The sequence below is a fragment of the Parafrankia elaeagni genome (assembly GCF_000374165.1).
Classification (GTDB): Bacteria; Actinomycetota; Actinomycetes; order Frankiales; family Frankiaceae; genus Parafrankia; species Parafrankia elaeagni.
In genome coordinates this window covers 50,159-77,118 of the sequence record NZ_KB893721.1, presented here as the reverse complement: position 1 = coordinate 77,118, position 26,960 = coordinate 50,159, and the positions used below count along the sequence as shown (strand labels likewise).

Sequence of the window (26,960 nt, the reverse complement as noted above, 5' to 3'; positions counted from 1 at the left end):
GGACATCGGTGGGATGGCGGGGCAGGTCTGGGTGGTCGTGCGACACCGCCGCCGGTGATGCCCCAGGGTCCATCAAGCCGTTGACCAGGACTTCTGTCGTTCCCGCCGGGTGCGGAGAGGTCCCATCCGAGGACTGAGGGGCGGGTTGTGTCTCTTCGGGTCCACTGTCTGCGAGGGGTTGCGAACCCTCACGGGCTTGATCCGTCAAGGGTTCGGCGAGCACGGACACGGTGAGGTCTTTATGCGCGCGAACGCAACACACGACCCCGCGGCGAGAGAGCGGACACAGTGTCAGATTCGCCGGATGCTGACCGGGTGCGAGCCACGGGAAGCAGGCCGCGATCGGTCTGCCTGACGAGGTCAGACGGGGGAGCGGGTACGAGGCGATGCTCGCGACCGGGCGACGCTGATACGTCAGGGGGCGCCGCCCGCCTACGGCCCGCGGGGGACGTCCCGGAAGGGGCCGGTGTCGGCACGTGCCTCGCGGGGCATGCCGAGCAGGCGTTCGCTGATCACGTTGCGGGCCATCTCGGTCGTGCCGCCGCCGATACAGGCCGCCTGGCGGACCAGGTAGCCGCGCGCGACCTGGGCGGAGACCTCGTCGCCCGGTGCCCAGACCACTCCGGTGTCACCGCACAGCTCCGTCGCCAGCGCCGCGCGGCGGCTGGTCGCGGTGCCGCTGAACAGCCGGCACATGGCGGCGGCGTGGTGGGGGAGGGCACCGGCGGCCATCTTGCGGGAGACCGACTCGACGAGGGCGCGGGTGACGAGGGCGAGGATCTGCCCCTCGCCGATGATGTCCCGGGTGCGGCTGTCGTCGATCGTGCCGAGGCGCCGGGCGGCCTCGACCAGCACCCGGGGCTCGTAGGGGCCGTCGTTCGGCCGGTTGCCGCTGCCGGTGACGTAGGGCGAGCCCCCGGAGATGGTCCGCTCGTGGTGCAGCCAGCGGGTGACGACGCCCCAGCCGCCGTCGACGTCACCGACGCGGTCGTGGTCGGGCACGACGACGTCGGTCAGGAACTCCTGGCAGAACTCCCGCGAGCCGTTGACCAGCTCGATCCGGTGGGTGTCGACGCCCGGGGCGCCGGCCGGCAGGCTGAACACGGTCAGCCCGGCGTGCTTGCCGACGTCCCAGTTCGTGCGGGCCAGGCACAGCGCCCAGTCGCCGTACCAGGCGGAGGTGGTCCAGATCTTCGAGCCGTTGAGGATCCACCGGTCGCCGTCGCGGGTCGCGGTGGTGACCGCGCCGGCGGCGTCCGACCCGCCGCCCGGCTCCGACAGGAGCTGGACCCAGATCTCCTCGCCGCGCAGCATCGCCGGGATGTGGCGCAGCTTCTGCTCGGAGGTGCCGAACTCCAGCAGCACGGCCAGGCACGGGATGAACGTCGACGCCTGGATCTCCGCCGGGTAGTCGTAGCCGCGGATCTCCCGGTTGAAGGCGGTCTGGTGCGCCGGTGTCAGGCCCTGCCCGCCGTACTCCACCGGCACACAGATGCCGGCGAAGCCGCCGTCGAACAGCCGGCGCTGCAGCTCGCGGCAGGTGGCGACGCGGGCCAGCTCCTCGGCCTCGGGTCGCTGGGTCGCGGTGAGGAAGAAGTCGGCGGTGGCTGGATCGGCAGGCGGCATGTTCTCGGCGAGCCAGGTCCGGGCGCGCGCGGCGAACTCCTCGACTGTGATCATGATGCTCGTCCTCCGTCGTCGTCCACGGCGGCCTCGACCAGGCGCACGAGCCGTTCGGTGAAGTAGGCCGGCGTGCCGAACAGCTGGGCGTCCACCAGCGCCCGGCGCAGGTAGAGGTGCAGGTCGTGCTCGTAGGTGACGCCGATCCCGCCGTGCAGCTGGATGCAGTCCTGGATCGCCTCGGGCCCGACCCGTCCGACGTAGGCCTTGGCCGTGGTGGCCCACGTGCGGGCGTCCGCGCGGCCGGTGCCGACCAGACGGGCCGCGCGCTCGGTGACCGCCGCGCTCGCCTCCAGCTGGGTGCGCAGGTCGGCCACCCGGTGCTTGATCTCCTGGTACGACCCGAGCGGGCGGCCGAACGAGTAACGGTCCTCCGCCCAGCGCAGGGTCAGCTCGAACGCGCGGTGCGTCGCCCCGACGATCTCACCGGCCTGCAGCACGGCGCTGAGGTCGAGCAGCGCGGCGTCGTGCTCGTCGGCGGTGCCCGGCTCACCGACCCGGGCGGATGCCGGCACCGTCACCGCCCGCAGCGTCACCGTCTGGTAGCGGCGGGTCAGGTCGACGCCGTCGAGGGGCGCCGTCTCCACGCCGGGGGCGCCGAGCGGCACGAGGAAGTGCGACCGCGCGCCGTCGCCGTCGCCGTCGCCGTCGCTGCCGCCGCCGGTGGTGGTGGTGGTGTCGTCCGGTCCGGCGGCGACGAGGAGGTAGCCGTTCGGCCCTCCCCGTTCGACGCAGGGCACGGTGCCGTCCAGGATGAACCGGTCGCCCGAGCGTTCGGCCCGGACCTGTGCGCCAGCCCGCCGCCCGGTCCGCGGCGAGTGCCCCCAGGCGGCGGTGGCGCCCCCGTCGAGCAGCTCCGCGAGCGGGCCGCCGTGCAGCTGCGCCGAGCCCCACCGGCCGAGCGCCGCCGCGACGACGTTCGTCCCGATCAGCGGGCCCGGCGCGGCGTGCCGGCCGAACTGGAAGGCGACCGCCAGCAGGTCGGCCAACCCGTTGCCGCTGACGGAACCGCCGCCGGCGTGCTCCGGGACGAGGGGCGTCGTCCAACCGAACTCGGCACCCTGCTTCCACAGGGTGCCGTCGAACGTCTCGTCCTGCCGTGCGAGCTCGCGCACGCGGGCCGGGGGATAGGTCGCCTCCAGGTACTGCGCCGTCGTGTTCCCGAGCAGGTCCTGGTCCGCGGTCTGGGTGAACATCGTCCTCCTGGGGCGGTGCCCGAGGTCGGTGCCGTCGCCGTGCGGGTGCTGCTCCGCGGGGCCGACGGGCGGTGGGGCCGCTGGGTGTCCAGGGAGCGCAGCCTACGCCCACAGAGGGTAAAAGGTCTATATGTAACCCGGGTCGAGTGGCGTCGCCGGCCTGGCCGTCCGGTGGTGCGCTCACCCCGCCGGGCTGGCGTCCACGGGCTTTCGGTCGATATTGAAATATCTAGATCTATATCTTAGGGTTCCGGGTGAACGGCCCGCGTGCCGGACACCCACCGGTGGGCGGACGGGCGGGAACTCGGACGACGGGAACTGGAGAGCGCGGGATGAAGGCGACTGCGGCTGTGCTCCGGCAGGCGGACGGGCCCTACGCGCTCGAGGAGGTCGAGCTCGATCCACCCGGACCCGGCGAGGTCCTGGTCCGCGTGGTGGGCGCCGGCATGTGCCATACCGACGTCGTGCCGAGACGCGAGGGCGTGCCGGCACCGCCGCCGATCATCACCGGGCACGAGGGCGCCGGCGTGGTCGAGGCCGTCGGCGAAGGCGTGGAACGGGTGCTGGTCGGTGATCACGTGGTGCTCTCGTTCGACTCCTGCGGGGAGTGCCCGGGCTGCCGCCGCGGCGCCCCGCCCTACTGCGACCTGTTCCTGTTCCGTAACTTCTTCGGCCGCCGCCTGGACGGCACCACCGGTGTCCGCGACGCCGCCGGGGCCGAGATCGCCTCGCGCTGGTTCGGTCAGTCCTCGTTCGCGACCCACTGCGTCGCCGCCCAGCGCGGCGTCGTCGTGGTGGACCGGGACCTGCCGCTGGCGAAGCTGGGCCCGCTGGGCTGCGGCATCCTCACCGGTGCCGGTTCGGTGCTCGTCGACCTGGACGTCGGGGCGGGGGACAGCATCGCCGTGTTCGGCGCCGGTGCGGTGGGCCTGTCGGCGATCATGGCGGCGCGGGTGGCCGGCGCCGGCCCGATCATCGCGGTCGACCTGCACCCGCACCGGCTGGCGCTCGCCACCGAGCTCGGTGCCACTCACGTGCTGGACGGAGCCGGCACGGACCTCGTCTCCCGGATCCAGGACCTCACCGGTGGTGGGGCCCGGTTCACCTTCGACACCACCGGAAACGTCGCGGTCATCGGGACCGCCGTCGCCGCGCTGCGGACGGGTGGGCACGCCGGGCTGGTGGGCCTCCAGACCGAACCGATCACCTTCGGCCCGGTGGATCTCCTCGGCCGGCGGATCTCGAGCATCCTCGAGGGCGGCGCCGACCCGCAGGTCATGATCCCGCGGCTCATCGAACTGTGGCGGGCCGGCCGCTTCCCGTTCGACCGGCTGATCGAGACCTTCCCGCTCGAGGCGATCAACACGGCGGAGAAGGCCTCGCTGTCCGGCAGGGTCGTCAAGCCCGTCCTGCTCCCGTCAGGGCGGATCTGACCGATGGACATGGACATCGACCACCCGAGCCGGTTCGCGGCGTCCGCGCCGGACCGGCCGGCCGTGATCATCGGCGACCGGGTCCTGTCGTACGGGGAGCTGGAACGGCGATCGAACCAGGTGGCGCACGCGCTGCGGTCGTCCGGGCTCGGCGTCGGCAGCCACGTCGCCGTCCTGATGGAGAACCGGACGGAGTACTTCGAGGTGGTCTGGGCCGCGCTGCGGGCCGGCCTCCTGGTGACGCCGATCAACTGGCACCTGTCCGCCGCCGAAGCCGGGTACATCGTCGCCGACTGCGGTGCCGCCGCGCTGGTCGTGTCCGCGCCCCGCGCCGACGTGGCTGCCGTGGCTGCCGGGGTCGACGCCCCGGCGCTGAAGGTGCGGCTCGCCGTGGGCGGGCCGGTCGACGGGTTCGACGCGTACGAGGAGGTGATCGGCGCCCAGCCGGCGTCGCCGGTCGACGACGAGTGCGAGGGCAACTGGATGTTCTACTCGTCGGGCACCACCGGCCGGCCGAAGGGGATCACGCCGGCGAGTGCCGGGGGCCCGATCGGCGCGGCCGACTCCTTCACCGGGATGGTGAGGTTCCTGTACGGCGGCGATGAATCGACGCGGTACCTGAGCCCGGCGCCGCTCTACCACGCCGCGCCGCTGGCCTGGGCCACCGCTGTGCACCGGCTCGGCGGCACGGTGATCGCCACCGAGCGGTTCGACGCGCTGGAGTTCCTCCGGCTCGTCGAGCGGCACCGGGTGACGTTGGTCCAGGTGGTCCCGACGCACCTCGTCCGGCTGCTGAAGCTGCCCGAGGCGGACCGGGCCCGCTTCGACCTCTCCAGCCTGCGGACGCTCGTACACGCCGCGGCGCCCTGCCCGCCCGAGGTCAAGCGGGCCGTCCTGGACTGGCTCGGGCCGATCGTGCACGAGTACTACTCCGGCAGTGAGGGCGTCGGCTTCTGCGCCATCGGCCCGGAGGAGTGGCTCGCCCATCCGGGCTCGGTCGGCAGGTCGCTGCTGGCACCGGTGCACATCGTCGACGAGGACGGCCACGAGGTGCCGCCGCGCACCGAGGGCCGGGTGTACTTCGAGGTGGCCCGGCCGTTCGCGTACCACGGAGACCCGGAGAAGACGGCCGGCGCGTTCGACGAGCGCGGGTGGGGCACGTTCGGCGAGGTCGGCTGGGTGGATGAGGACGGCTACCTCTACCTCACCGACCGGGTGTCCAACATGATCATCTCTGGTGGGGTGAACGTCTACCCGCGCGAGGTCGAGGACGTGCTGATTCTCCACCCCGCCGTCACGGACGTCGTCGTGATCGGCGTGCCGGACGCGGAGATGGGCGAGTCGGTGCGCGCGGTCGTCCAGCCGGCCGTGCCCCCCGCCGACGCCGACGCCGCCGAGGCGCTGGCGGCGGAGCTCATCGCGTTCGCGCGGGACCGCGTCGCCCACTACAAGTGTCCCCGCTCGGTCGTGTTCCTGGCCGAGCTGCCGCGCCTGCTGACCGGCAAGGTCGCGCGGCGCCTGCTGCCCCCGGAGGCAACCTCGTGACCGGTGTGACCAATGTGATCGAACGCGACCAGCTGCTCGTCGGCGGCCGCTGGCGCAGGCCCATCTCGGCCGACCGGATCGAGGTCCGCTCGCCGCACGACCAGCGCCTCGTGGCCACCGTTCCGGCGGCCGGCCCGGCCGACGCCGACGCGGCCGTCGCCGCGGCGCGGGCCGTCCTGGCGGACGGCGACTGGGCGGCGACCACCGGCGCCGAACGCGCCAGCCTGATCCGCAAGGTGTCCGGTGGGCTGCAGGCCCGCGCGGAGGAGCTGGCCGCGCTGGTCACCGACGAGATGGGCGCGCCGGCGAAGTTCTCGATCTTCGGTCAGGCCATCAGCCCCGCGCTCATCCTGGACGGCTTCGCCGACGTCGCCGAGCGGTTCGCCTTCTCCGCGGAGCGGGCCGGGGTGATGGGTCCCTGCCTGGTGCAGAAGGTGCCGGTCGGGGTGTCGGCCGGGATCGTGCCGTGGAACGTGCCGATCTTCATCGCGTGCATGAAGCTCGGCGCGGCGCTGGCCGCCGGTGCCCCGATCGTGCTGAAGCCGGCACCGGAGGCGCCGCTGAGCTCGTTCCTGCTCGCCGAGGTGCTGCTCGACGCCGGGATTCCGGCGGGTGTCGTGAGCGTGCTGCCCGGCGGCGCCGACCTCGGTCGGTACCTGGTCGCCCACCCGGGCGTCGACAAGGTGTCCTTCACCGGGAGCAGCGCGGCCGGTCGGACGGTCGGCGCCACCTGCGGCGGGCTGGTGAAACGGTGCACGCTGGAGCTCGGCGGCAAGTCGGCCGGGATCATTCTCGACGACGCAGACCTGGCGACCGTCGTCCCCCAGCTCCTCGATTCCGCGCTGCAGAACAACGGCCAGGTCTGCGCCGCACAGAGCCGCATCCTGGCCCCGGCCGCGCGCTACGACGAGGTCGTCGACGCACTGGCCGAGCAGGTGCGCACGCTGGTCGTCGGCGACCCGCGTGACCCCGGCACCGACGTCGGCCCGCTCGTCTCGGCCCGCCAGCGCGACCGGGTCGAGGGCTACATCGCCGACGGCCGGGCCGGTGCCGCCCGGCTCGTCGTCGGCGGCGGCCGCCCGGTCGGTCTCGACAGTGGTTTCTACGTCGAGCCGACGCTGTTCGCCGACGTCGACAACGCCAGCCGGATCGCCCGGGAGGAGATCTTCGGTCCGGTGGTGACGGTGATCCGGTACGAGGGCGAGGACGAGGCGGCGGCCATCGCCAACGACTCCGAGTACGGCCTGTCGGGCTCGGTGTGGACCGCCGACGTCGCCCGCGGCGTCGCGCTGGCCAGCCGGATCCGGACCGGCACCTGCACGGTCAACTCGATCGCGATCGTCGAGCCGCGCAGCCCGTTCGGCGGGTTCAGACAGTCCGGGATCGGCCGTGAGATGGGCCCCGAAGGCGTCGAGGCCTACACCGAGACCCGCACGGTCGTGCTGCCCTTCGAAAGTTGACCCTGCCCGTCGGGTGCACAGCTCCTCGGGTGTTCGTCCCGGCGTCACGCCAGGATGCGGTCGCTTCCTTCTTCGTGTTTCACAGGGCCGGGAGCCGCTCGACCTGGAACCGCGCCCTTCTGGCGGGAGACCAGAAAAGCAGCCGTGGTGATGAGCAGAACCGCGATCATCTGCCGTGGGCTCAGCTGTTCCCCCAGCAGGATGTAGCCGACGATTCCGCCGACCGCGGGGCCCAGGCAGATCAGCACACCGAACACTCTGGCGCTGGTTCTTCGCAGCGTGTGGAGGTCGAGCGTGTAGGGCAGTGCCGAGGAGAGGACCGCGACCAGTAGGCCCAGGGCGAGGTTCCTCGGGTGGCCGAGGCGGTCGACGCCCCCGAAGACCAGGGCGAAGGGCGTGAAGACGAATGCGCCGACGAGGAGCGCGACGGCGAGACCTGACAGGTCCGCCGTCGCGCGTCCGACGTGTCCGCTCAGCAGCACATAGGAGGCGCGTAGCACGGCTGCGAGCAGACCCAGCGCCAGACCGGCCGCGGTGACCCCCGCTCCGCCGGGAAAGGCGATCAGCGTGATTCCGCCGAAGGCCAGCGCCGCCGCGAGAACGTCTGTCCGGCTCCGTGACAGCACGGTCGCCACGGTGAGCGGGCCGAGTAGCTCCAGTACGGCCGCGACACCGAGGGGAAGGCGCGCCACCGCCTGGAAGTACGCCATGTTCATGGCCGCGATCACGCAGCCCAGCGCGGCCACCGGACGAATGCCCCTGGCGCAGGCCCCGCGAAGGTTCGGTCGCGCCAGGGCCAGCAGGATCAGCGCGGCGAACCACAGGCGCATCAGCACGGTCGCGGTGGTGCCGGCGGCGGGGAACAGGTTCTTGGCTGCCGCGGCGCCGCACTGCAGGCTCAGGACCTGGGCGAGAACGAGGCCCGCGGGTACCCACCGGCGGCGGGCGCCGGCCTGGCGCCGGTCCGGGTCGCGGTCCGGACCGCCGGCCGGGCCCCGCAGGTCAGCGTCGCCAGCGGACCCGAGCAGCGGGAACCGCGGCCGCATGGGCGCGGGTCTCCAGACCCCTCGCCGGGGCGCCCGCCTCGCGCATCCGGGCCACCACACCCCGCCAGTACTCCACGGTCAGGTCGAGGAAGCCGTCGAACCCGACCTGGACCCGGGCAAGGTCCGTGAGGTCGGCGCATACCTGGGAGGCGGACTCGACGGCCTGGATCCGGTGCTCCTTCTCCGCCTCCCCGATGTGGACGTAAAAATACTCGCAGCGCTCGTGGAACTCCTCTTCGGAGCTGTAGTAGCTCTTGTAGTTGCGAACGCCCTCGTACAGCCTGACCATCATCGAGTACGCCAGCCACTCCTGTGCCAGCAGGGCACCCTGGACGACCCGCTGGTCACCCGAGGTGAAGAGCTCGCGCTGCCCGGAACTGAAGGAGCGAGTGCTGGTGAGCGGTGGCTCCCGGTAAAGTTCGTCGATCGTCACAGGACGCCCCGAAACCCGTCCGAGGAGATCCGTGAGGAAATTTTCGAGAAGGGTCAGATGGACCTTCTCGGGATTTCCTCCCCCATATTCAGAAAATAGATTCTCAACGCATTCTACACGTGCGGTCCGGTCTACCGTGTTCACGGCGGAGAGCGCGACCATCTCGCTCGTCCTGATGGTTCTGCTCAGGTATTCGATGGCGAACACCCTGACCTCTTCCGCTGGCAGCGACCGAGTCGTCCACCGGTCGTAGAAGTCGTTCCGCAGTGCCTTGTGCTGGAAGACCGAGATCGCCATCCTCTCGACTGCGTCCTTCAGGTTGCTCCCAGTCGCCGCGTGTATCACTGTCACGGGCTCAGCTCCTCCGACGGTCGGCGCATTGCGTGCTGCCTCCGAGAGTGCTGGAATGGCAAGGTGCAATTCAACCATTACAGTATGCACGGGGCTCACCTGGCGGCTGACCTGGCAAATCTGGAGAGGAATGCGCCCGCGCACCTGGTGCGGGCGGTTCTGCGGCGCCATGCGGTGGCCGAGGCGGAGATCGACAACGATGCCGCGCGGGCCGACCTGCTGCGCTGGGCCGACCGGCTGAACGCATGTTTCGGCCTGTCGGCGGGCAACCGGCTCTATGGCCTGGTCAACGACCTGTTGGCGGAATCGACCGGATCGCCGTACATCTCCGCGCACGACGGGCGTCCGCACCTGCATTACCGAATGCCCGACTCCGGCGTGGTCGCGCGGATCAGGGCGATCACGAGTTCGGGGCTGGCCCAGGTGATCTGCGGCGACGGTGCGGACCGGCTCGGGCGCTGCGAACGCGAGGGGTGCGAGGTGACGTTCGTCGACGTGTCGCGCAACGGCCGCCGCAGCTACTGCTCCGCCAGGTGCGCGAACACGGCTGCCGTGGCACGCCACCGCGCCACGGCAACCGCGAGGTGACAGGACGCGGCGGCTGGCCACGACGTCCGGTCAGGCGGGGTGAGTCGTGTTATCTGGAGCAGGCCTGTTCCGCCCCGAAGACGTGCCGACCGTTGATCATCGGAAGGTCGAGGAAGGTGCGTATCCCGGGCTCGGCCCGGCAGACCGGCCCGATCGCGTGCACGGCGTGCATCGCCGTGCCGAGGCAACCCTGGTCGGCCTCGTCCTCCCCGGTGGCCCCGAGGCCGTCGGCGACCATCATGATCGGTGCCCGGAAGACGCTTCCGGCCAGCACCGGGTCGGACATCGGCACGGCGGCGCCGGGCGCCCGCCCGAAGCCCATGATCTCGAAGAGCATGTCCGCGCTGTCGTAGGTGGAGTAGTCGAGCAGCTCCTGGACGAGCAGCGAGTCGATCCGCCGGAACAGCGGGGACATGGCGAGCGGCAGCACCTCGGCGGCCCAGCCGGGCTCGATGCCGGTGCCGTGGAAGGACGTGCCGCCCTCCACGCAGGCGGCCTCGAGCCGCTCGACGACACGGTCGCCGGCACTGCGCGGGTAGATGTACACCAGCGTGCCCACCAGCCTGAGGTCGGGATGCCCACGCACCGCCGCGACGGCATGGCGGCCCACGTTTCCCGTCCCCCACTGGATCACTCGGAGCACAGTGACCTCCCGGTCCCCTCGCGACTGCCGGCGGAGCCCGGCACATGGTCGCGGGTACGCAAGATATCTAGATGTTAATGCCAAGGTAATGGTGTGGGCGGGTAGGCGCGGGCCGGGCGGCCCAGGCCGCGACGGGGCCGATGACGGCTGGCCGCCACCGGGCTGTCCGAGCGGGGCGGAGGTTCGGCGGGGATGGTGCGTCTGTCCTGGCAAGCCGGACGGCTCGGGCCGCGACTGGAAAAGTTTAGATGTTATCGCCTAGACTTCGGGTGACCGAGGGGTCCGCGGGGGCGAACCGGAGACGGAGAGGACGCGCGATGGAGCTCGACTTCGGAGCGATCGACGCCGACAACCACTACTACGAGTCGATCGACGCGTTCACCCGGCACCTCGACCCCCGGTTCAGGAACCGGGGAGTGCGGGTCGTCACCGAGGGCAGGCGGACGCACATCCTCATCGGCGGGCGGGTCAACCGGTTCATCCCGAACCCGACGTTCAACCCGATCGTGGTGCCCGGCTGTCTCGACCCGCTGTTCCGCGGCCAGGTGCCCGACGGCGTCGACCCGAGGACGCTGATGAAGGTCGAGCCGCTCAAGGTCGAGTACCAGGGCCGGGACGAGCGCGCCGCGGTGGCCGAGAGCCAGGGCCTCGACGCCGTCCTGCTGTTCCCGACCCTGGGCTGTGGCGTCGAGGAGGCGCTGAAGCACGACGTGGACGCGACGATGGCGAGCCTGTCGGCGTTCAACCGGTGGCTCGAGGAGGACTGGGGCTTCGTCCACCAGGGCCGTCTCGTGTCCGCGCCGATGCTGTCGCTGGCCGATCCGGAGGCGGCGCTGGCCGAGCTCGACAGCCTCGTCGAACGGGGCGCCCGCATCGTGCACATCCGGCCCGCACCGGTGCCGGGCCGGCACGGCACGTCGCGGTCACTGGGCGACCGCGCGCACGACCCGGTCTGGGCCAGGCTGGCGCAGGCCTCGATCCCGGTGGCCTTCCATCTCGGGGACAGCGGCTACAACGCCTTCACCGCCAGGTGGGGAGGGACCGCCAACTTCGAGGGCTACGGCAAGGTCAGCACGCTGAGCAAGATTCTCGTCTCCGACCGTGCCATCCACGACACCGTCGCCTCCCTCGTCGTCGACGGGGTCCTGCACCGCCACCCGACCCTGCGCGTCGCGAGTATCGAGAACGGCTCCGACTGGGTGTCGCTGCTGGTCAGGCGGCTTCAGAAGCAGGCGAACCAGACCCCGTGGGACTTCCCGGAGGAGCCGCTCGAGGCGATTCGCCGCAGTGTCTGGGTGGCCCCCTACTACGAGGAGGACCTGCCGGCGCTGGCCGAGCTCATCGGTGTGGAGCGGGTGCTGTTCGGCTCCGACTGGCCGCACGGCGAAGGGCTCGAACAGCCGCTGGACTTCCTCAAGGAGCTCGACGGCTTCAACGAGGCCGAGGTGCGCAGGATCATGCGGGACAACGCGCTCGAGCTCCTCGGCCCCGCGGCACTCTGAGGGCCCGCGGTGAACCTGGCACCCAGCGAGGAGCAGCGGGCGCTCGTCGACTCGTTCACCGAGCTGCTCGCGAAACACGCCTCGCCGGAACGGGTGCGGGCTGCCGAGCCGATGGGCTTCGACCGGGTTCTCTGGGCGGCGCTGCGCGACGTCGGAGTGCTCGAGATGGCCGTCCCGGAGAAGCACGGCGGCTGGGGGGCGGCGCTTCTCGACCTCGTCCTGGTCGCCGAGCCGGTCGGAGCCGCGGCCGCCCCGGCGCCCGTCGTCGAGACGCAGGTCGCGGCCGCCCTGCTGGCGGCCCTGGGCGGTGGTCCGGACACCGGCGCGGGCACGGGTCCGGGCGCCGGTGCGGGCGCCGGTGCGGGCGCCGGTGCGGGCGCCGCCGCGGGCGCCGCCGCGGCGCGGACCGCGCTGCTGGCCGCGCTCCGCGGTGAGCGGCTGGTGACGCTGGCCGTGCGTCCCGCACACGGTGGCACGGCGTCGCTCGTACCCGGGGCCGCGGTCGCCGACGACGCCGTCGTGCTCGACGGCGAGCGGTTGCTGCTCGCGCCGCTGCACGACGGTACGCGCCGTCCCGTCGCCAACCTCGCCAGTGCCCCGCTGGCGGACGTCGTCCTCGACACCGGTGCGGTGGAGCTCGCCCGCGGCCCGGCCGCGGTTGCCGCCTTCGAGACGGCGCTCGACGACTGGCTGGTGCTGACTGCCGGTGCGCTCGTCGGGACGGCCGCGGCGGCGCACCGGGCCACCTGCGAGTACGCGCGGGAGCGGCAGGCGTGGGGCGTGCCGATCGGCGCCAACCAGGCGGTGGCGCATCCGCTGGCGAACGGCGCGACGGCACTGGACGGCGCCCGGCTGCTGGCGGCGCGGGCGGCCGCGGAGCCGGTGCGGGGATCGCGCCGCGCCCGCGAGCTGGCCGCGATGGCCTTCGCGTTCGCGGCGGAGACCGCCCGGCAGGTGACCTACGACGCCGTCCACTTCCACGGTGGTTACGGCTGCATGCTCGAGTACGACCTGCAGCTGTACTACCGGCGGGCGAGGGGCTGGGCGCGGGTGTGGGGCGAGCCGCGGGACGCCTACCGGCGGGCGGCCCGGGCCAGGTACGGCGGCGACACGGAGGTCTGAGAAGAATGGATTTCGAACTGGACGAGTCCGTGGCGGCGTTCCGCGCCGAGGTCCGGGAGTTCCTCGCACAGGAGCTGACTCCCGAGCTCGACGACCGGGTGTACCGCAGCGGCGTGTCGCACGACGCGGCCTTCGCCCGGCGGCTGGCCGAGCGCGGATGGGTCGGCCCGGGCTGGGAACGGGATGACGGCCACCGGCGGCTGAACCCGTACGAGGTCCACGTCCTGGAGGAGGAGCTGACCAGGGCCGAGGCGCCGGTCTACGCGGTGGCGACCACGGAGATGGTCGCGAACGTCATCCGGGTGGTCGGCTCGGAACAGCTGCGGGCCGAGATCCTCCCGCGGTTCCTGCGCGGGGAGCTCACCATCGCGCTGGGCATGACCGAACCGGAGGCGGGTTCCGACGTCGCCGGTGTGCGGACCCGGGCCCGCCGCGACGGCGACCGCTGGATCGTGGACGGCCAGAAGATGTTCACGACCAACGGCCACGTCACCGACTACATCTTCCTGCTCACCCGCACCGGCACTCGTCCGGACGGCCCGCGGCACGCCGGCCTCACCATGTTCCTGGTGCGCCTCGACCAGCCCGGCATCGAAGTGCAGGCCGTGTACACCCTCTCCGGGGAGCGGACGAACATCGTGTTCCTCAGCGAGGTGGTGGTCGAGGACCGCTGGCGCATCGGCGAGGTCGACGGCGGGTGGCGGGCGCTGATGCTCGCGCTCCAGGACGAGCACTCCGCGGCGTTCAGCCCGCACCTGGACCGCCTGCTCGGGGCGGTGGAGGGCTGGGCGCGCGCCGGCGGTCGGCTGCACGAGCCCGACGTGCAGGCGCGCCTCGGTCGCTGGGCGACGGCGCTCGAGGTCGCCCAGCTGCTGGAGCTGCGGACCACCTGGATGAGTGCCGCCGGCCAGGTCCCGGTGGCCGAGGGCCCGATGTCGAAGCTGTTCAGCACCGAGTCCCTGGTCAACGCGGCGGAGGACCTGACCGAGCTGGTCGGGCCGGACGCGCTGCGCAGCCGGCTCGACCCCACGGCGCTCGCCGACGGCCGCATCGAGCACGCCCTGCGCTTCTCGCTCGGCACGGCGATCTACGCGGGCACCAGCGAGATCCAGCGCAACATCATCGCCGAGCAGGCCTGCCGTCTGCCCCGCAGCCAGCACCCGTCGGGCTGACCGGGCGCTGGCGTCGGGAAGCAACTCTGATCATCGGCTGCCGAGCAGCTCCAGGGTGCCGAGGTCGCGGATGGCGCTGCACGCATTCGTGATCATCGAGAGGAACATCCGGTCGGAGCTCTCGGTGGGCTCGTTGGTCGCGTAGACGCAGCCGAGCACGGTGAGCAGCGGTGCCTGCGGGGTTCCGAGCCGGTAGTCCCGGAAGCACTCCTCAAGCGGGTAGTCGTCGACCCCCATCTGGACGAGCCGCTCGTGATAGGCGCGAACCAGGGTGTTCTCCTGAGCCCGCCGGACCGCGGGCGGCAGTGCGGTGGACAGGAAGTAGGCGACGTCGCGGCCGGCGAAGCCGATCTCGAGCGACTGCCAGTCGACCGCCATCACCTCGTGGGACCCGGCGAACAGCAGGTTGTCGAGCCGGTAGTCGCCGTGGATGAGGGTGTGGCGGGTGCAGACCTGCCGGCCCCACCGGGCGAAGTGGTCGACCGTCCGGCGCAGCGTGTCCGCGTCGGCCGGGGGGAGCCGGTCCCGGAACCGGTCCCGGAACCGGTCGAGGAACGGCACCATGGCCGCGGCGAGGACCTCGCCGAGGAAGCCGAAACCGGCCTCGTCCGTCCGGCGCAGCCAGTCGGCGCCGTCGGCGAGCCCGTCGGTGTTCCAGAACGGGCCGTGCAGGCCGGCGAGGTTGCGTAACGCGGCCTCGGCCTCGGGGATGCCGCAGCCGTCCACCTGCAGGCCCGGCAGCGCCGGGTGCGCGTCCTCGAGCACCAGCGTGAAGGTCCTGCCGTCGGCGGTGATCGCGGCGCTCCAGCACCGGGGGACCCGGATCCGGGCGCCCGGGGCGAACCTGGTGTAGTAGCCCACCTCGCTGCGGTAGCCGGGGACGATCTGGCCCCGGCCCTCGGGGGAGCCGGCGGCCAGCTTGAGTACCACCGACGAGGGAGCCGGGTCGGTGCCGCCGGGCCGGACATCCAGGTGAAAACGGTGGCTGGAACTGAGCTGGCCGCCTCCGACGGGTTGGTGGCGCAGCCCGACGACCTCGGCGTCGGTGCCACCGCGGCGCAGGGCGTCGGTCATCCACTCGGGAGTGACCTCGCCGGGGTCGTCGACGATCCACTCCAGCGTTCTGCCCGCCGACTCGGTCATGCCTGGCCTCCGGAGTACTCAGGAAATCGTGTAGCGGATGGGGAGACGCTTGGGCCCGCCGACGAACAGGGTCCGCATGTACTCGGGTACACCGGCCAGTTCGACCTCGCGCAGGCGTGGCACCAGCTCGTTGTAGAGGGCACGGCCCTCCAGCCGGGCGAGGTGGGTGCCGAGGCAGTAGTGGGCGCCGAAGCCGAAGCCGACGTGCTTGTTCGGGGTCCGGGCCACGTCGAACGCGCCGGGGTCGGCGAAGACGTCCTCGTCCCGGTTGGCCGACGGGTAGGACAGCAGCACCGCCTCGCCGGCCGCGATCGGGACGCCGCGCACGACGGTGTCCTCGGCCGCGGTCCGCATGAAGTGCTTGACGGGGGAGACCCAGCGGATCATCTCCTCGACCGCGGTGGGTACCAGGCCCGGATCGTCGGACAGTCGCCGCCACTGGTCCGGGTGCTCGAGCAGCGCGTGCAGCCCGCCCGAGATCGCCGCGCTCGTCGTGTCGTGCCCGGCGGTGGCGATCAGGACGTAGTACCCGACCGCCTCCAGTTCGCCGATCTGCTCGCCGTCGACCGCGGCGTTGGCGATCACCGAGCCCAGGTCGTCGCTCGGCGTCGCGCGGCGGTTCGCGATCACTGTCTGGAAGTACTGGAAGAAGTCCAGCAGGGTCTCCAGGGCGGCGGTGTCGCCCGGGTTGCGGGCGAGGTCCACGTCGTCGGTGCCGAACAGCTCCTGGGTGAGTGTCAGCATCCGGGGGAAGTCCTCCTCGGGCAGCCCGAGGAGGGAGAGGATGACGTACAGCGGATAGTGCGCGGCGACGTCCGTGACGAAGTCGCATTCGCCGCCGAGGTCCGCCATGTGGTCGACGAAACGTTTCGCGAGCTGGGCGATGCGGTCGGACAGCCGCCGGACACCGGCCGGCTTGAACCAGTCGGCACTGACGCCCCGGTAGACCGGGTGGTCCGGCGCGTCCATCTGCACCAGCGTGCGCACCGGTGGGGCGGGCGCGCTCGGGTCCTGGCTGACGGCTGTCCGCGGCGCGTTGTGCCACACCTGCGCGTCCCGGGAGATCGCCATGACGTCCTCGTACCGGGTGACCGCCCAGAACGGCGCGAAGCCGTCCGAGGTGACCCGGTGCACGGGTGAGTGGCGGCGCAGCAGCGCCGTCGCGGCGTGGAACCGCTTCTCGTCCGCGTACGCCGTCGGGTCGGTGAAGACGCTGCCCGCCTCGTCGAGATCCACGTTCAGTCCTTCCGGTGGCATGGACGGGGCCGGTTCTCAGCCCTCGTCGCCGAACGGCTTGTAGGGCAGTGTCGGGCTGCCCTCCGCGTCGAGGGTCGTCATCAGCCCGCCTCGGGTGCAGGCGGCCGGCACGAGCGGGTTGGCCTGGCCGTCACAGTGGAAGGTCAGGCCCGGCGCGGCCGGCAACGGCAGCTCCGGCGCGGAGCGGATCTTCTCGATGATGCGGGCGGGGGTGACCTCCCCGGTGAAGCCGTCGAGCGCCCGGCTCAGCGCCGTCATCGTGACGAAGATAGTGGAGCCCATCGAGTTGCTCATGTCGATGTCGTTCTCGTCGTAGGCGTCCACGATCGCGCGCCACCGGCGCAGGTCCGGGTTCTCGTGGTCGTCGATCGCGAACGGTGCCGACGCGTACACGCCTTCGAGCGCGTCGCCGAGGGCGGACTTCGAGCTGTCGGAGACGCACTGGTTGACGACGCTGACCGGCCCGTCGAAGCTTGCCGCCCGCAGCCCGTTGAACGCCGCGATACAGAAGGCGTCGCCGCCGATGATGTGCACCTCGGTCGGCCCGCCGCCCGCGATCCGGATCATCTGCGGGCTGAGGTCCGCCTGGTCGGGCGGGATGGCGACCACCTCCAGCTCCAGACCGGCATCGCCGAAGACCTGGTCGCCGATGGCGTCGTAGAACCCGGTGACCACGGGCACGTCGACGCCGACGACGGTCACCTTCGGCAGATTGTTCTCCCTGGCCACGGTGATCGGCATCCCCGCCAGGCCCGCGATCTGGTCCGCCAGCGCGAACGTGGAGTCCCGGTCGAGAATGGCCGCCTGCTCGGTGGTGGCGTAGACGAAGATCGGGATACCGGCGTCGTGCAGTGGCTTCCACGCCGTTCCCATGGCCGTCGACTCGCCCGCGACCGTGATCGTCACGTCGGCCTGGACGAAGTCGGTCGCGCAGTCCGCCGCCCGGCTGGGGTCGGCCGCGGTCTCGCAGGTCACCAGCTCGATCGGACGTCCGCCGATGCCCCCGGCGTGCTCGTTGAGGTACTTCGTCATCGCGACGGCGGCGTCGATCTGGATCGTGTTGTCGAAGGCCGGTGTGCTGCCGTCGCTGATGAAGCCGACCTTGACCGGCGCGCCGCCGGCCGGCCGGCTCGGGCCGAGCAGCGAGCGGTCGATGCCGCCATCGTCCGTCGGGCCCGGGTCGGAGTCGCCTCCGCCGCACGCCGCGCCGGCGAGTGCCAGCGCGGTGAGTGCCGTCGCCACCAGCCCGCGCCTGCGAGAGCGGGTCCATAAGCTGCCTGTCCGCGTGCTCAGTTCCATGATCTGTCCCTGCGTGATGGGCGGCCGGATGGCCGCGCTGAGACGTCGCCGGTCATCAGCGCCGGCGGATCGGGAGAGAGCGGCCGCGCTCGCCCGGCTCCGGTGCCACCGGAGATCCCGGAGGATGCGCCGGCCGTCGGCAGGCGCATCCGGCTTCCTGGTACCTGATCGCGGAGTCTAGGTAATACATCTAGACTTTTCTAGCCTCCAGGCGAGACGATGGCCAGGAGGTGCCACCGGCGACGGCCGGTGGCCGCCGGCGTGCCCACGCACGCACCGGACGGGTGCAGGGGAGGACCGCGACGTGACGTTCTGGGGCCTGCTCGACGACGCCGCCCGGCGCGCGCCGGACGCCGTCGTGCTGGCGGACGACCACGGCCGGTCGCTGACCACGGCAGCCCTGCGCGACGCGGCCGTCCGCACGGCGGCGGGCCTGCGCGGGCGTGGGGTGGGCCCGGGCGACGTCGTGTGCTGGCAGCTGCCCACGACGCTCGAGGCGGCGGTGGTCATGGCGGCCTGCGCGCGGCTCGGGGTGGTCCAGAACCCGGTGATTCCCGTGTTCCGCCACCGGGAGGTCGGGTTCATCGTGCGGCAGGTCTCGGCGCGCCTGGTCATCGTGTCCGAGTCGTGGCACGGCTTCGGTCACGGCGCGATGGCCAGGTCGCTCGGGCCCGAGGTACTGGCACTGGACCTCGACGGCCCGCCCGGGCCGGCGCTTTGGCTGCCGGCGGGCGACCCCGCGAGCCTGCCCCCCGCCCCCGCCCGGGCTGACGAGTGCCGGTGGATCTACTACTCCTCCGGCACCACCGCCGACCCGAAGGGCGTCCGGCACTCCGACGCCTCGGTGATCGCCTCGTCGGCCGGTGTCGTCGACGGGCTCGGTTTCGGCGCCGGGGACGTGTACCCGATCGCCTGGCCGATCGCCCACATCGGCGGGGTCTCGATGCTCGCGGCGGCGCTGCGGACCGGCGGGACGCTGGTTCTGTTCGACGTGTTCGACCCGGCTGTGACACCGGAGCGGATGGCCGCCCACCGGCCGACGGTCCTCGGCTCCGCGACGCCCTTCTTCCACGCCTATCTGGCGGCGCAGCGCCGCCACGGAGGAGATCCTCTCTTCCCGGCGCTGCGCGCCTGCGTGGGCGGCGGCGCGGCGACACCGGAGCCCGTGAACCGGGAGGTCGCGCAGGTCCTCGGGGTGCCCGGAGTCGTGGGCTCCTGGGGTCTCACCGAGTTCCCGGTGGCCACCAGCGAGAGGTCGACCGACGCCGAGCCCGGCACCACGGTCGGCCGGCCGGCTGCCGGCGTCCGGGTACGGGTCGTCGACGGCGAACTGCGGCTGAAGGGCCCCCAGTGCTTCCTCGGCTACGCGGACGCCGGGCTCGACGCCGAGGCCTTCGACGCCGACGGCTGGCTGCGGACGGGTGACCTCGGCGATGTCGACGAGCAGGGTCGGGTGCGGGTGCGGGGCCGCCGCAAGGAGGTCGTCATCCGCAACGCGGAGACCATCTCGGCGGCGGAGGTGGAGGGGGTGCTGGCCCGGCACCCGGCGGTGCGCGACGTCGCGGTCGTCGGCGTGCCGGACGAGCGGACCGGCGAGCGGATCTGCGCCGTCGTCGTGGTCCGGCCGGGTCACGACGTCCCGCTGGCCGTTCTCGTCGCGCACTGCCAGGCCGAGGGACTGGCCCGCCACAAGTGCCCGGAACGCCTGGAGACCGTCGGCGAGCTGCCGCGCAACCCGATGGGCAAGGTCCTCCGGCGTGTGCTCGAAGGCTGGTTGGCCTCGGTCTCGGCCTCGAGCGATCATGTCGACTGAAAATATCTATATTGATTCCGGTTGGACGGAGGACCCGATGGATTCGACGCTCGTCGAACGCAGTGACGGCCTGGTCACGGTTGTCTTCAACCGCCCGGAGAAGAAGAACGCGCTGGACGGGGCCAGCTGGGCCGACCTCGACCGGGTGCTGACCGAGGTCGCCCGGAACCCGGCCGACCGGGCGCTCCTGCTGACCGGCGCCGGTGGGAACTTCTCCTCGGGCGCCGACCTGACCGGCGGCGCGCGCGGCGGCGCGCGCGCGGCCACGGCCACGGCCACGGCCACGGCCACGGCCACGGCCACGGCCACGGCCACGGGCACGGGCACGGACGCGGGCGCAGCCACGGGCGGGGGGGACGAGGCCCGCGGGCTTTCCGGACCCCGGCAGGCGATCCTGCACGAGATGCGCACGGCGGGCGACATCGTCAACCGGCTGCACCGGCTGCCGAAGCCGACCATCGCGGCGGTGGACGGCGTCGCCGTCGGCGTCTCGCTCGGCCTGGTGCTCGCCTGCGACCTTGTCGTCGCCAGCGACCGGGCCCGGTTCTGCGAGGTGTTCGCCAGACGAGGCCTTTCCCTGGACGGCGGGACGTCCTGGAGCCTGCCCCGCCAGATCGGGCTGCGCCGGGCGAAGCAGATGGCCCTGTTCGGCGACTGGGTGGGCGCCCGGGACGCGCTGGCGTGGGGCCTGGTCAACGAGGTCGTGCCGGCCGGCGAGCTGACGAAGGTCGCCACCGCGTGGGGCCGTCGGCTGGCCGCCGGGCCGACGACCGCGCTCAGCCTGATCAAACGGCTGCTGGACGCGAGCGACTCGGCCACGTTCGAGCGGGCGGTGGAGGACGAGGCGCGGGCCCAGCACATCGCCTACACCACGATGGATGCGCGGGAGGGCTTCCGGGCCTTCGCCGAGCGCCGCGAGCCAGGGTTCACCGGCGCATGAGCGTCGGGCTGCTGGCGTCCGCGACGCCCGAGCAGGAGCTGCTCCTCGACTCCAGCTCCCGGTTCATCGAGCGGACGATGCCGCTGCCGTCGGTCCGCGAGCTCGCCGCGGGCGAAGGCGGACTCGCTGTGGGCGCGGGTGGACCAGACGCGCGCTACCACGAGGCCGCGGGCTCGCTCGGCTGGTTCGGGATGCTGGTTGGCGAGGAGCACGGCGGCGGCACCGTGTCGGGCAACGGCCTGCTGGACGCGGCGGCGGTCGCCGCCGAGCGGGGCGCCGTCCTGCAGCCCGGCCCGTTCGCCGCGGCGAACGTCGTCGCCCACCTGCTGGCGGCCGAGGGCCCGAGGCGCCGCGAGGCCCTCGCCGGGCTGGTGGCCGGCCGGGCCCGGGCGACGTGGGTGGTGGGCGACGTCGCCGGGCTGACGCCGGGAGCCGGCGAGATCGTCGCGGCCGAGGACGATGGCGGCGGCTTCCGCCTCGACGGGGACGTCCGGCACGTACCGGACGTGGCCGACTGCGACCTGCTGGCCGTCACCGCGCACGGGCCGCGTGGGCTGACGCAGTTCCTGGTCGCCGCGGATACGCCCGGAGTCCAGACACGGCGGATGGCGAGCCTGGACATCACCCGTCGGCCGGGCGCGGCGCGGTTTCACGATGTCCGGGTGGGCGCGGACGCGGTGCTCGGAGTGCCGGGCGACGCGACCGCGGCGCGGTTCGAGTGGCAGGTCGGGATCGCCGCGGTCCTCACCGCCGCGGAGTCGGTCGGGGCGATGCACCATGACCTCGAGGCAGCCGTCGAACACGCCGGGACACGTATCGCCTTCGGACGGCCGATCGGCTCGTTCCAGGCGGTCAAGCACCTGCTCGCAGACCTGAGCCTCTCCCTCGAGATGGCGAAGGCCGTGGTGTCCGCCGCCGCGGAGTCGCTAGGTTCCGGCTCGTCTGGCTCAGGGCCGCCCGGTTCCGGCGCCCGTGACGGGGTGGATCTCGCGCATGCCGCGAAGGCCTTCGTCGCCGAGCACGGAGTCGAGCTGGCCCATGGCTGTTTCCAGGTCTTCGGCGGGGTCGGTTACACCTGGGAGCACGACCACCACCTGTTCATGAGGCGCCTCGCGGCGGACGCGGTGGCGTTCGGCTCGGCGCAGTGGCACCGCGCCCGGCTGGGCGAGCGGATCGGAGTCGGCTGATGCGGGACATCGCGGCGGAGCACGACAGTGACGCGGCAGCGGAGCGCGACGACGGCGACGGCGACGGCGACGGCGACAACAGGGCGCCGGAACATGGCGACAGCGCGGCGCCGGGCCGCGAGGTCCCGGCGCCGGCTCTCGACGAGTACCGGGCCCGGGCCCGGGCCTGGATCGAGGCGAACCTCGAGCGGGGCCAGGTTTCAGGCCTCCGCAGGGGCGACACCGATCCGGCCGCGATCGCGGCCGGGCGTGCGCTGCAGCGCCGGTTGTACGAGGCCGGGTACGCGGGGATCACCTGGCCGCGCGAGTACGGCGGCCAGGGCCTCGGACCGGAGTACGAACGCGCCTTCGGGCAGGAGGCGCGCGGCTACCGGCTGCCCGACCTGGGCATAGCCGGCGGCACCACGTTCGGCGTGTGCGCCATGACGATGCTCGCGCACGCGTCGGCGGACTTCCTGCGCCGGCACATCCCGAGGATCCTCGCCGGCGAGGAGCTGTTCGTGCAGTTCTTCTCCGAGCCGGAGGCCGGGTCGGACCTCGCCGGTGTGCGCACCCGGGCGGTCCGTTCCGGCGACGGGTGGGTCCTCAACGGGTCGAAGATCTGGAGCAGCGGGGCCTACTACGCCGACTGGGGCATGTGCCTCGCCCGCACCGACTGGGATGTGCCCAAGCACCGTGGGCTGACGTGGTTCGCCGTCCCCGTCACCGCTCCCGGCGTGACCGTGGAGCGGATCAGACAGATCACCGGCGACGCCGAGTTCTGCCAGGAGTTCTTCGACGACGTCGTGCTCGGCGACGGTGACGTCATCGGCCAGGTGAACGACGGCTGGACCGTCGCCCAGACCATGCTGATGTTCGAACGCGGGGGAGGGCTCAGCCACGGCACCCGCACCACCCGCACCACCCGGGCCTCGACGGGTGTCGCGCCCGACCTCGTCGAGCTCGCCCGGGCCGCCGGCCGGCTCGCCGACCCGCTCACCCGCGACCTGATCGTGCGCGCCCACGTCGACGACGTGGCACGCCGGGCGTTGCTCGGGCGGCTCGGCGCGCGGATGCGGACGGATCCCGCCCAGGCGCTGCACCTCGCCTCCTACGCCAAGCTGGTCAGCGGCGTCCACGACCCGATCCGCGCCGACATCGCCATGCGCATCGGCGGCGCGGACGCCGTGAACTGGGAAACCATGGGCGCGGACGGAGCGCACGGGGACGCCGTGAACCGGGACGAGCGGCCCGGCGACAGCCCTGGGCCGAAAGCCGCGGTCGGCTTCCTCAACAGCCGCTTCATGTCGATCGCCGGTGGAACCAACGAGATGCAGCGCAACAGCATCGGCGAGCGGGTGCTCGGCCTCCCCCGCGAACCGTCCTTCGACAGCGGCAAGCCGTTCCGGGAGGTGCTGCGGGACGCCCGTGGCTGGTCGTCGGCCCGGGAGTAGCCCGACCTGCGGGGCGGCCGCCCGGCCGCCCCGCGGACCCGTCAGGTTGTCGGCACGGTGGCGGACACCGCCTCGAGAGCCGCCCGCCGGGCCCAGATGTAGTCGGCCTTGCCGGTGACGTGGCGGCCGATCCGCGGGCACAGCAGCACGGCCCGGGGCGCCTTGAACCGTGCGACCTGGCCGGCGACGTGCTCACGGACCGAGGCGGGGGACAACTGCGTACCTGCCCGGAGCTGGACGAGCGCGACCACCTCCTCGCCGTAGCGGTCGTTCGGCCGCCCGACGACGAGCGCGTCGAGGATGTCGGGGTGCTGCCGAAGGACCTCCTCCACCTCCTCGACGAACACCTTCTCGCCGCCGGTGTTGACGACCATCGCGTCCCGTCCGAGCACGATGATGTCGCCGTCGCTGTTGTAGTGGGCACGGTCCCCGGGAACCGAGGTCCGCCGGCCGTCGACGAGCGGGAAGGTCTGCTCCGTGCGCACCCGGTCGCCGAGGTAGCCGAGTGGGATCCGGCCGACCCGTGCCGTCCAGCCGACCTCGTCGTCCGAAGGGTCGAGGAAGCGGGACCGGTCCGCCGACAGCACCGCCGCACCCGCGGAGAGCCTGAACCGATGCGCCGGCCTGCCCGACGTCGACGTCCCGAACGCCATCCCGCCCGTTTCGGACGCCCCGTACCCGTCGACGACGGTGAGCTGGGGCAGCAGGTCGAGCAGCGCCTGCTTGAGCCCGGCGCTGGTCGTCGCACCGCCGGTGCCGAGCCGCACCAGCGAGGCCAGGTCGTAGGAGCCGGCGCTGATCTCGTCCATCAGCGGCCGGGCGTAGGCGTCGCCCACGATCGACATCATCGTCACCCGCTCGCGCTCGACGGTCCGCAGAATCTCCCGCGCGTCGAACGGCCGGGAGTCGTCGTGCAGGACGACCGTGCCGCCGTTGACGAGCCCGGCGAACGCGGTCCACTGCGAGGCGCCGTGCATCAGCGGGGGAGCCGCGAACCAGACGCCCGCCCCGGCCTCGGCGATCTCCGCGATGACGTCGCGGGTGGCTCCGTCGACCCCGCCCGTGGCGGAGACGTAGACGTCCCCCTGACGCCACAGCACGCCCTTCGGGGTCCCGGTCGTGCCGCCGGTGCAGACGAGGTAGAGGTCGTCGGGTGACGGTACCGGGAGGTCGTGGACTCCCTCGGCGCCGGCCACCGCCGAAGGGAACGGGGTGCTGCCCGGCAGGGGGGCGACGCCGGAGCCGTCGTCGACGTCGATCAGCAGCAGCCCGTCGAGGGTCCCGCCAGGCTGGGTGTCGAGCCGGGTGTCGAGCCGGGTGTCGAACCGGGTGCCGAGCCGGGTGTCGAGCCGGGTGTCGAACCGGGTGCCGAGCCGGGTGTCGAGCCGGGTGTCGAACCGGGCCGCCTGAGCGATCTTCGGGCCCAGCCGCCGGTGGTACACCACGGCGTCGGCGCCGACCTGGCCCAGCAGCGCGCCGATCTCCCGCGGGGCGTAGTGGTGGTTGACGTTGAACGGCACCGCCCGGGCGCGGAAGGCCCCGATCATCGCCTCGAGGTACTCGGGGCAGTTCGACATCACGAGCGCCACGGTGCTCTGGCCGCACTCCCAGCGCCGCAGCTCGCGGCGTTCGCGTCGCACGCCGAGCCCGTGCTGCCGGAAGTGGGCGGCGAGATGCCGGGTGCGGTCCCGCACCTGCGCGTAGCTTCGGCGCGTGGTGGCCGACACCAGCATGTCACGGTCGGGGGCCACGTCGGTGACGACGTCGAGCACGGCGGGTAACGACCACTCCTGTGCTGTCACGCGGTTCTCCCTCACCCCGGGCGCAGGTCGGGCTCGCGCTCGCAGGTTGTCCGGTTGACGTGTCCGTCCAATATCTCTAGATATATGTCCATGACGCAAGAGTCTCCCCCGTCGTACCACCCGAACATCCGGGCTGACCGGGACGGATTCGTCGTGACCGTCACGATCGACCGGCCGGAGTCGAAGAACGCCTGTACGGGCGACATGTGGGTGGCGCTCGGACGTACCTTCCGGGACGTCGCCTTCTCGGGTGCCCGCGCCGTCATCCTCACCGGCGCCGGCGGTGACTTCTGCGCCGGAGCGGACCTCGGTGGCGCCCGCGGCGAGCGCCCGTCGAACGGGAGCGGGGCGCCGCCGCACAACCTGGACAACATGCGGGTCCTGGCTGACGTGGTGCTGGCGGTCCACGACTGTCCGGTGCCGGTCGTGGCCAAGGTCGACGGCCTGTGCGTCGGTGCCGGCCTGGGCCTGGCGCTGGCCGCCGACCTCACCTGGTGCGCCCGGACGGCCCGGTTCTCGCTGATCTTCGCCAGGCGGGGCCTCAGCCTCGACTTCGGCACCTCCTGGCTGCTGCGCCAGCGGATCGGTGTGCACAGAGCGAAGGAGCTCGCCTACACCGCGAGGATGCTCAGCGGGACCGAGGCGGCAGAGATCGGCTTCGTGAACGCGGTCGTGCCCGCGGCGCGCCTCGACGCCGCGGTGCGCGAGATCGCCGACAGCATCGCCGCCGGGCCGCCGGTGGCGCTGTCCATGACCAAGCGCGCGCTGGCCGCCGCCGGGACGTCGTCCCTCGCCCAGGCGCTCGAGGTCGAGGCGCTGGCGCAGACGGTGAACGTCCACACCCGGGACATGCGGGAGGCGCTGGCGGCCTACGTCGAGCGCCGCCCGCCCCTCTTCGAGGGACGCTGACCCTCGGCGGCTCCGTCAACTGCCCCGTCAACTGCCCCGTCAACTGCCCCGCCGGCTGCTCCCGGTGGCCGCACTCGCGGTGGCCTCAGTAGTGGTGCTGCATCAGGTCGATGACCGTACGGGCGCCCTGGGTGAGGAGCACCTTTCCCACGATCGTCATGTGCTCCTTCCAGTGCTCCTCGGCACCGGCTGCGTCGCCCGCCTCGACAAGCGCCGCCAGCCGGGCCTGGGAACGGAGCCCTCGCAGCCGCGTTTCCGTGGTGTCCTTCCCGCCCTCGGGCTGGCTGACCGCCGCGACGGCTCGGGCGACGATCTCGTTGAGCATTTCGGCGACAATGCCGAGGGTCTGATTCCCGGCCAGTTCGACGAGGCGGGCGTGAAAGCGCGAGTTGGCGTTTCCGAACGCCTCGGGGTCGTCGATCACCTCGAGTTGCTCGGCGCTGAGCCGCCGGAGCTCGGCGGCCGCGGAGCTGTGATCCCGCGCCGAGGCGATGATGCGCACGGCGACAGGTTCGAGCAGGCTGCGGGCGGCGTGGACGTCCGCGAGCGGCACGTTGCGGGCCTGGAGCACGAGCGCCGCGGTGCGGGCCGTCATCCGCTGGTCCGGCTGATGGACGACGATTCCGCCGAGAACACCGCGCCTGACCGAGATCAGACCCTCGGTCTCGAGTATGCGCAGGGCTTCGCGCAGGGACGGGCGGGAAACCCCGAAACGCTCGACCAGGTCCGGCTCGTGGCCGAGGGACTCGCCCTCCGAAAGCTCGCCCTGGACGATGAGCTGACGAAGCTCGTCAGCAATGCGCTGGGGCTTTTCGCGCAGTGCGGCCCGGTCGCGATTCTGTGCTTTTCTCGGCTGGGCCACCATGATCGACCTTCTCTGAGTGTCCGCGGTCCGCCCAGCCTACCGGGCCGCGAGGATTGGCCCTCCGTGTCCACGTGTGATCGCACGGTCTCGCACTTCATACATCTAGAGATTTTTGGTGAACCCGTCACGACGGGCTGACCT

The 26,960-nt window shown here is 72.4% G+C and carries 22 protein-coding genes; 12 read left to right on the top strand and 10 right to left on the bottom strand.

The genetic code is table 11. The annotated features are described in order from the left end of the window. Positions 1-432: 432 nt before the first annotated feature. Together B207_RS0114035 and B207_RS0114030 are read right to left on the bottom strand one after the other, a co-directional pair. On the bottom strand, positions 433-1,680 hold the full coding sequence (locus B207_RS0114035) for an acyl-CoA dehydrogenase family protein (RefSeq protein ID WP_018637182.1): 1,248 nt from the start codon (positions 1,678-1,680) through the stop codon (positions 433-435). Beyond that, a complete protein-coding gene (locus B207_RS0114030; RefSeq protein WP_018637181.1) occupies positions 1,677-2,876 on the bottom strand; it encodes an acyl-CoA dehydrogenase family protein in 1,200 nt (399 codons plus the stop codon). Before B207_RS0114030 ends, B207_RS0114035 begins: the two co-directional genes overlap by 4 nt. A gap of 332 nt (positions 2,877-3,208) precedes the next feature. Here B207_RS0114030 and B207_RS0114025 point away from each other — a divergent pair, with 332 nt between their 5' ends. Genes B207_RS0114025 through B207_RS0114015 form a run of 3 tightly spaced genes read left to right on the top strand, consistent with a single transcriptional unit; the run spans position 3,209 to position 7,314 of the window. After that, on the top strand, positions 3,209-4,309 hold the full coding sequence (locus B207_RS0114025) for an NAD(P)-dependent alcohol dehydrogenase (protein WP_018637180.1): 1,101 nt from the start codon (positions 3,209-3,211) through the stop codon (positions 4,307-4,309). Between the two features lie 3 nt (positions 4,310-4,312). Beyond that, positions 4,313-5,854, top strand: a complete 1,542-nt coding sequence (locus B207_RS0114020) for an AMP-binding protein (protein ID WP_018637179.1) — start codon at positions 4,313-4,315, stop codon at positions 5,852-5,854. 5 nt (positions 5,855-5,859) lie between these two features. Continuing rightward, the gene (locus B207_RS0114015; RefSeq protein ID WP_026311044.1) at positions 5,860-7,314 is read left to right on the top strand and encodes an aldehyde dehydrogenase; all 1,455 of its coding nucleotides are present in this window, start codon (positions 5,860-5,862) and stop codon (positions 7,312-7,314) included. Positions 7,315-7,358: 44 nt separating this feature from the next. On the opposite strand, the gene B207_RS33875 is transcribed toward B207_RS0114015, so the two are convergent. Both B207_RS33875 and B207_RS0114005 read right to left on the bottom strand, forming a co-directional pair. Continuing rightward, complete coding sequence (locus B207_RS33875) at positions 7,359-8,360, bottom strand: EamA family transporter (protein ID WP_018637177.1); 1,002 nt, start codon at positions 8,358-8,360, stop codon at positions 7,359-7,361. Further along, positions 8,317-9,144 carry an iron-containing redox enzyme family protein gene (locus tag B207_RS0114005; protein ID WP_018637176.1) on the bottom strand — a complete coding sequence of 276 codons (828 nt, stop codon included), beginning with the start codon at positions 9,142-9,144 and terminating at the stop codon, positions 8,317-8,319. The genes B207_RS33875 and B207_RS0114005 overlap by 44 nt, the downstream gene beginning before the upstream one ends. A gap of 84 nt (positions 9,145-9,228) precedes the next feature. On the opposite strand from B207_RS0114005, the gene B207_RS0114000 reads away from it, so the two are divergent. Further along, positions 9,229-9,732 (top strand): CGNR zinc finger domain-containing protein, encoded by a 504-nt coding sequence (locus B207_RS0114000; RefSeq protein ID WP_084692141.1) that lies wholly within the window; start codon positions 9,229-9,231, stop codon positions 9,730-9,732. A 49-nt stretch (positions 9,733-9,781) separates the two neighbouring features. Here the strand turns inward: B207_RS0114000 and B207_RS33870 are convergent, their stop codons facing one another. Further along, complete coding sequence (locus B207_RS33870; protein WP_035740632.1) at positions 9,782-10,375, bottom strand: hypothetical protein; 594 nt, start codon at positions 10,373-10,375, stop codon at positions 9,782-9,784. Between the two features lie 317 nt (positions 10,376-10,692). Here B207_RS33870 and B207_RS0113990 point away from each other — a divergent pair, with 317 nt between their 5' ends. Genes B207_RS0113990 through B207_RS0113980 form a run of 3 tightly spaced genes read left to right on the top strand, consistent with a single transcriptional unit; the run spans position 10,693 to position 14,171 of the window. Next, on the top strand, positions 10,693-11,877 hold the full coding sequence (locus B207_RS0113990; RefSeq protein WP_018637173.1) for an amidohydrolase family protein: 1,185 nt from the start codon (positions 10,693-10,695) through the stop codon (positions 11,875-11,877). Between the two features lie 9 nt (positions 11,878-11,886). After that, positions 11,887-12,999 (top strand): acyl-CoA dehydrogenase, encoded by a 1,113-nt coding sequence (locus B207_RS0113985; protein ID WP_018637172.1) that lies wholly within the window; start codon positions 11,887-11,889, stop codon positions 12,997-12,999. Positions 13,000-13,004: 5 nt separating this feature from the next. Next, positions 13,005-14,171: an acyl-CoA dehydrogenase family protein gene (locus tag B207_RS0113980; protein ID WP_018637171.1), complete on the top strand. Its 1,167-nt coding sequence runs from the start codon at positions 13,005-13,007 to the stop codon at positions 14,169-14,171. A 30-nt stretch (positions 14,172-14,201) separates the two neighbouring features. On the opposite strand, the gene B207_RS0113975 is transcribed toward B207_RS0113980, so the two are convergent. From B207_RS0113975 to B207_RS0113965, 3 genes are read right to left on the bottom strand one after another with little or no spacing between them, the layout of a single operon-like run. Then, positions 14,202-15,314 (bottom strand): phosphotransferase, encoded by a 1,113-nt coding sequence (locus B207_RS0113975; RefSeq protein ID WP_018637170.1) that lies wholly within the window; start codon positions 15,312-15,314, stop codon positions 14,202-14,204. Between the two features lie 18 nt (positions 15,315-15,332). Further along, a complete protein-coding gene (locus tag B207_RS0113970; RefSeq protein ID WP_018637169.1) occupies positions 15,333-16,550 on the bottom strand; it encodes a cytochrome P450 in 1,218 nt (405 codons plus the stop codon). Between the two features lie 36 nt (positions 16,551-16,586). After that, a complete protein-coding gene (locus B207_RS0113965) occupies positions 16,587-17,813 on the bottom strand; it encodes an ABC transporter substrate-binding protein (RefSeq protein WP_018637168.1) in 1,227 nt (408 codons plus the stop codon). Positions 17,814-18,174: 361 nt separating this feature from the next. Between B207_RS0113965 and B207_RS0113960 the strand changes: the two genes are divergently transcribed. Genes B207_RS0113960 through B207_RS0113945 form a run of 4 tightly spaced genes read left to right on the top strand, consistent with a single transcriptional unit; the run spans position 18,175 to position 23,243 of the window. After that, positions 18,175-19,683, top strand: coding sequence for a class I adenylate-forming enzyme family protein (locus B207_RS0113960; RefSeq protein ID WP_018637167.1), 1,509 nt, complete (start codon positions 18,175-18,177; stop codon positions 19,681-19,683). Positions 19,684-19,720: 37 nt separating this feature from the next. Continuing rightward, positions 19,721-20,623: an enoyl-CoA hydratase/isomerase family protein gene (locus tag B207_RS0113955; RefSeq protein ID WP_018637166.1), complete on the top strand. Its 903-nt coding sequence runs from the start codon at positions 19,721-19,723 to the stop codon at positions 20,621-20,623. Further along, positions 20,620-21,810 carry an acyl-CoA dehydrogenase family protein gene (locus B207_RS0113950; protein ID WP_018637165.1) on the top strand — a complete coding sequence of 397 codons (1,191 nt, stop codon included), beginning with the start codon at positions 20,620-20,622 and terminating at the stop codon, positions 21,808-21,810. Before B207_RS0113955 ends, B207_RS0113950 begins: the two co-directional genes overlap by 4 nt. Continuing rightward, positions 21,810-23,243: an acyl-CoA dehydrogenase family protein gene (locus tag B207_RS0113945; RefSeq protein WP_018637164.1), complete on the top strand. Its 1,434-nt coding sequence runs from the start codon at positions 21,810-21,812 to the stop codon at positions 23,241-23,243. Before B207_RS0113950 ends, B207_RS0113945 begins: the two co-directional genes overlap by 1 nt. A gap of 41 nt (positions 23,244-23,284) precedes the next feature. Here B207_RS0113945 and B207_RS0113940 read toward each other — a convergent pair whose 3' ends face one another. Next, on the bottom strand, positions 23,285-25,045 hold the full coding sequence (locus B207_RS0113940) for an AMP-binding protein (protein ID WP_026311041.1): 1,761 nt from the start codon (positions 25,043-25,045) through the stop codon (positions 23,285-23,287). Between the two features lie 90 nt (positions 25,046-25,135). Here B207_RS0113940 and B207_RS0113935 point away from each other — a divergent pair, with 90 nt between their 5' ends. Next, a complete protein-coding gene (locus B207_RS0113935; RefSeq protein ID WP_063820921.1) occupies positions 25,136-25,954 on the top strand; it encodes an enoyl-CoA hydratase/isomerase family protein in 819 nt (272 codons plus the stop codon). Between the two features lie 85 nt (positions 25,955-26,039). Here B207_RS0113935 and B207_RS0113930 read toward each other — a convergent pair whose 3' ends face one another. Beyond that, complete coding sequence (locus tag B207_RS0113930; protein ID WP_018637161.1) at positions 26,040-26,819, bottom strand: FadR/GntR family transcriptional regulator; 780 nt, start codon at positions 26,817-26,819, stop codon at positions 26,040-26,042. Between the last annotated feature and the right edge of the window lie 141 nt (positions 26,820-26,960).

What these genes read in the sequence shown, in the direction of transcription:
- B207_RS0114025 (WP_018637180.1), top strand. Translation starts at nt 3,209, where the DNA reads ATGAAGGCGACTGCGGCTGTGCTCCGGCAGGCGGACGGGCCCTACGCG.
- B207_RS0113935 (WP_063820921.1), top strand. Translation starts at nt 25,136, where the DNA reads ATGACGCAAGAGTCTCCCCCGTCGTACCACCCGAACATCCGGGCTGAC.
- B207_RS0113990 (WP_018637173.1), top strand. Translation starts at nt 10,693, where the DNA reads ATGGAGCTCGACTTCGGAGCGATCGACGCCGACAACCACTACTACGAG.
- B207_RS0114035 (WP_018637182.1), bottom strand. Translation starts at nt 1,680, where the DNA reads ATGATCACAGTCGAGGAGTTCGCCGCGCGCGCCCGGACCTGGCTCGCC.
- B207_RS0113980 (WP_018637171.1), top strand. Translation starts at nt 13,005, where the DNA reads ATGGATTTCGAACTGGACGAGTCCGTGGCGGCGTTCCGCGCCGAGGTC.
- B207_RS0114020 (WP_018637179.1), top strand. Translation starts at nt 4,313, where the DNA reads ATGGACATGGACATCGACCACCCGAGCCGGTTCGCGGCGTCCGCGCCG.
- B207_RS0113950 (WP_018637165.1), top strand. Translation starts at nt 20,620, where the DNA reads ATGAGCGTCGGGCTGCTGGCGTCCGCGACGCCCGAGCAGGAGCTGCTC.
- B207_RS0113975 (WP_018637170.1), bottom strand. Translation starts at nt 15,314, where the DNA reads ATGACCGAGTCGGCGGGCAGAACGCTGGAGTGGATCGTCGACGACCCC.
- B207_RS0114030 (WP_018637181.1), bottom strand. Translation starts at nt 2,876, where the DNA reads ATGTTCACCCAGACCGCGGACCAGGACCTGCTCGGGAACACGACGGCG.
- B207_RS0113955 (WP_018637166.1), top strand. Translation starts at nt 19,721, where the DNA reads ATGGATTCGACGCTCGTCGAACGCAGTGACGGCCTGGTCACGGTTGTC.
- B207_RS0113930 (WP_018637161.1), bottom strand. Translation starts at nt 26,819, where the DNA reads ATGGTGGCCCAGCCGAGAAAAGCACAGAATCGCGACCGGGCCGCACTG.
- B207_RS0114000 (WP_084692141.1), top strand. Translation starts at nt 9,229, where the DNA reads ATGCACGGGGCTCACCTGGCGGCTGACCTGGCAAATCTGGAGAGGAAT.
- B207_RS0113945 (WP_018637164.1), top strand. Translation starts at nt 21,810, where the DNA reads ATGCGGGACATCGCGGCGGAGCACGACAGTGACGCGGCAGCGGAGCGC.
- B207_RS33875 (WP_018637177.1), bottom strand. Translation starts at nt 8,360, where the DNA reads ATGCGGCCGCGGTTCCCGCTGCTCGGGTCCGCTGGCGACGCTGACCTG.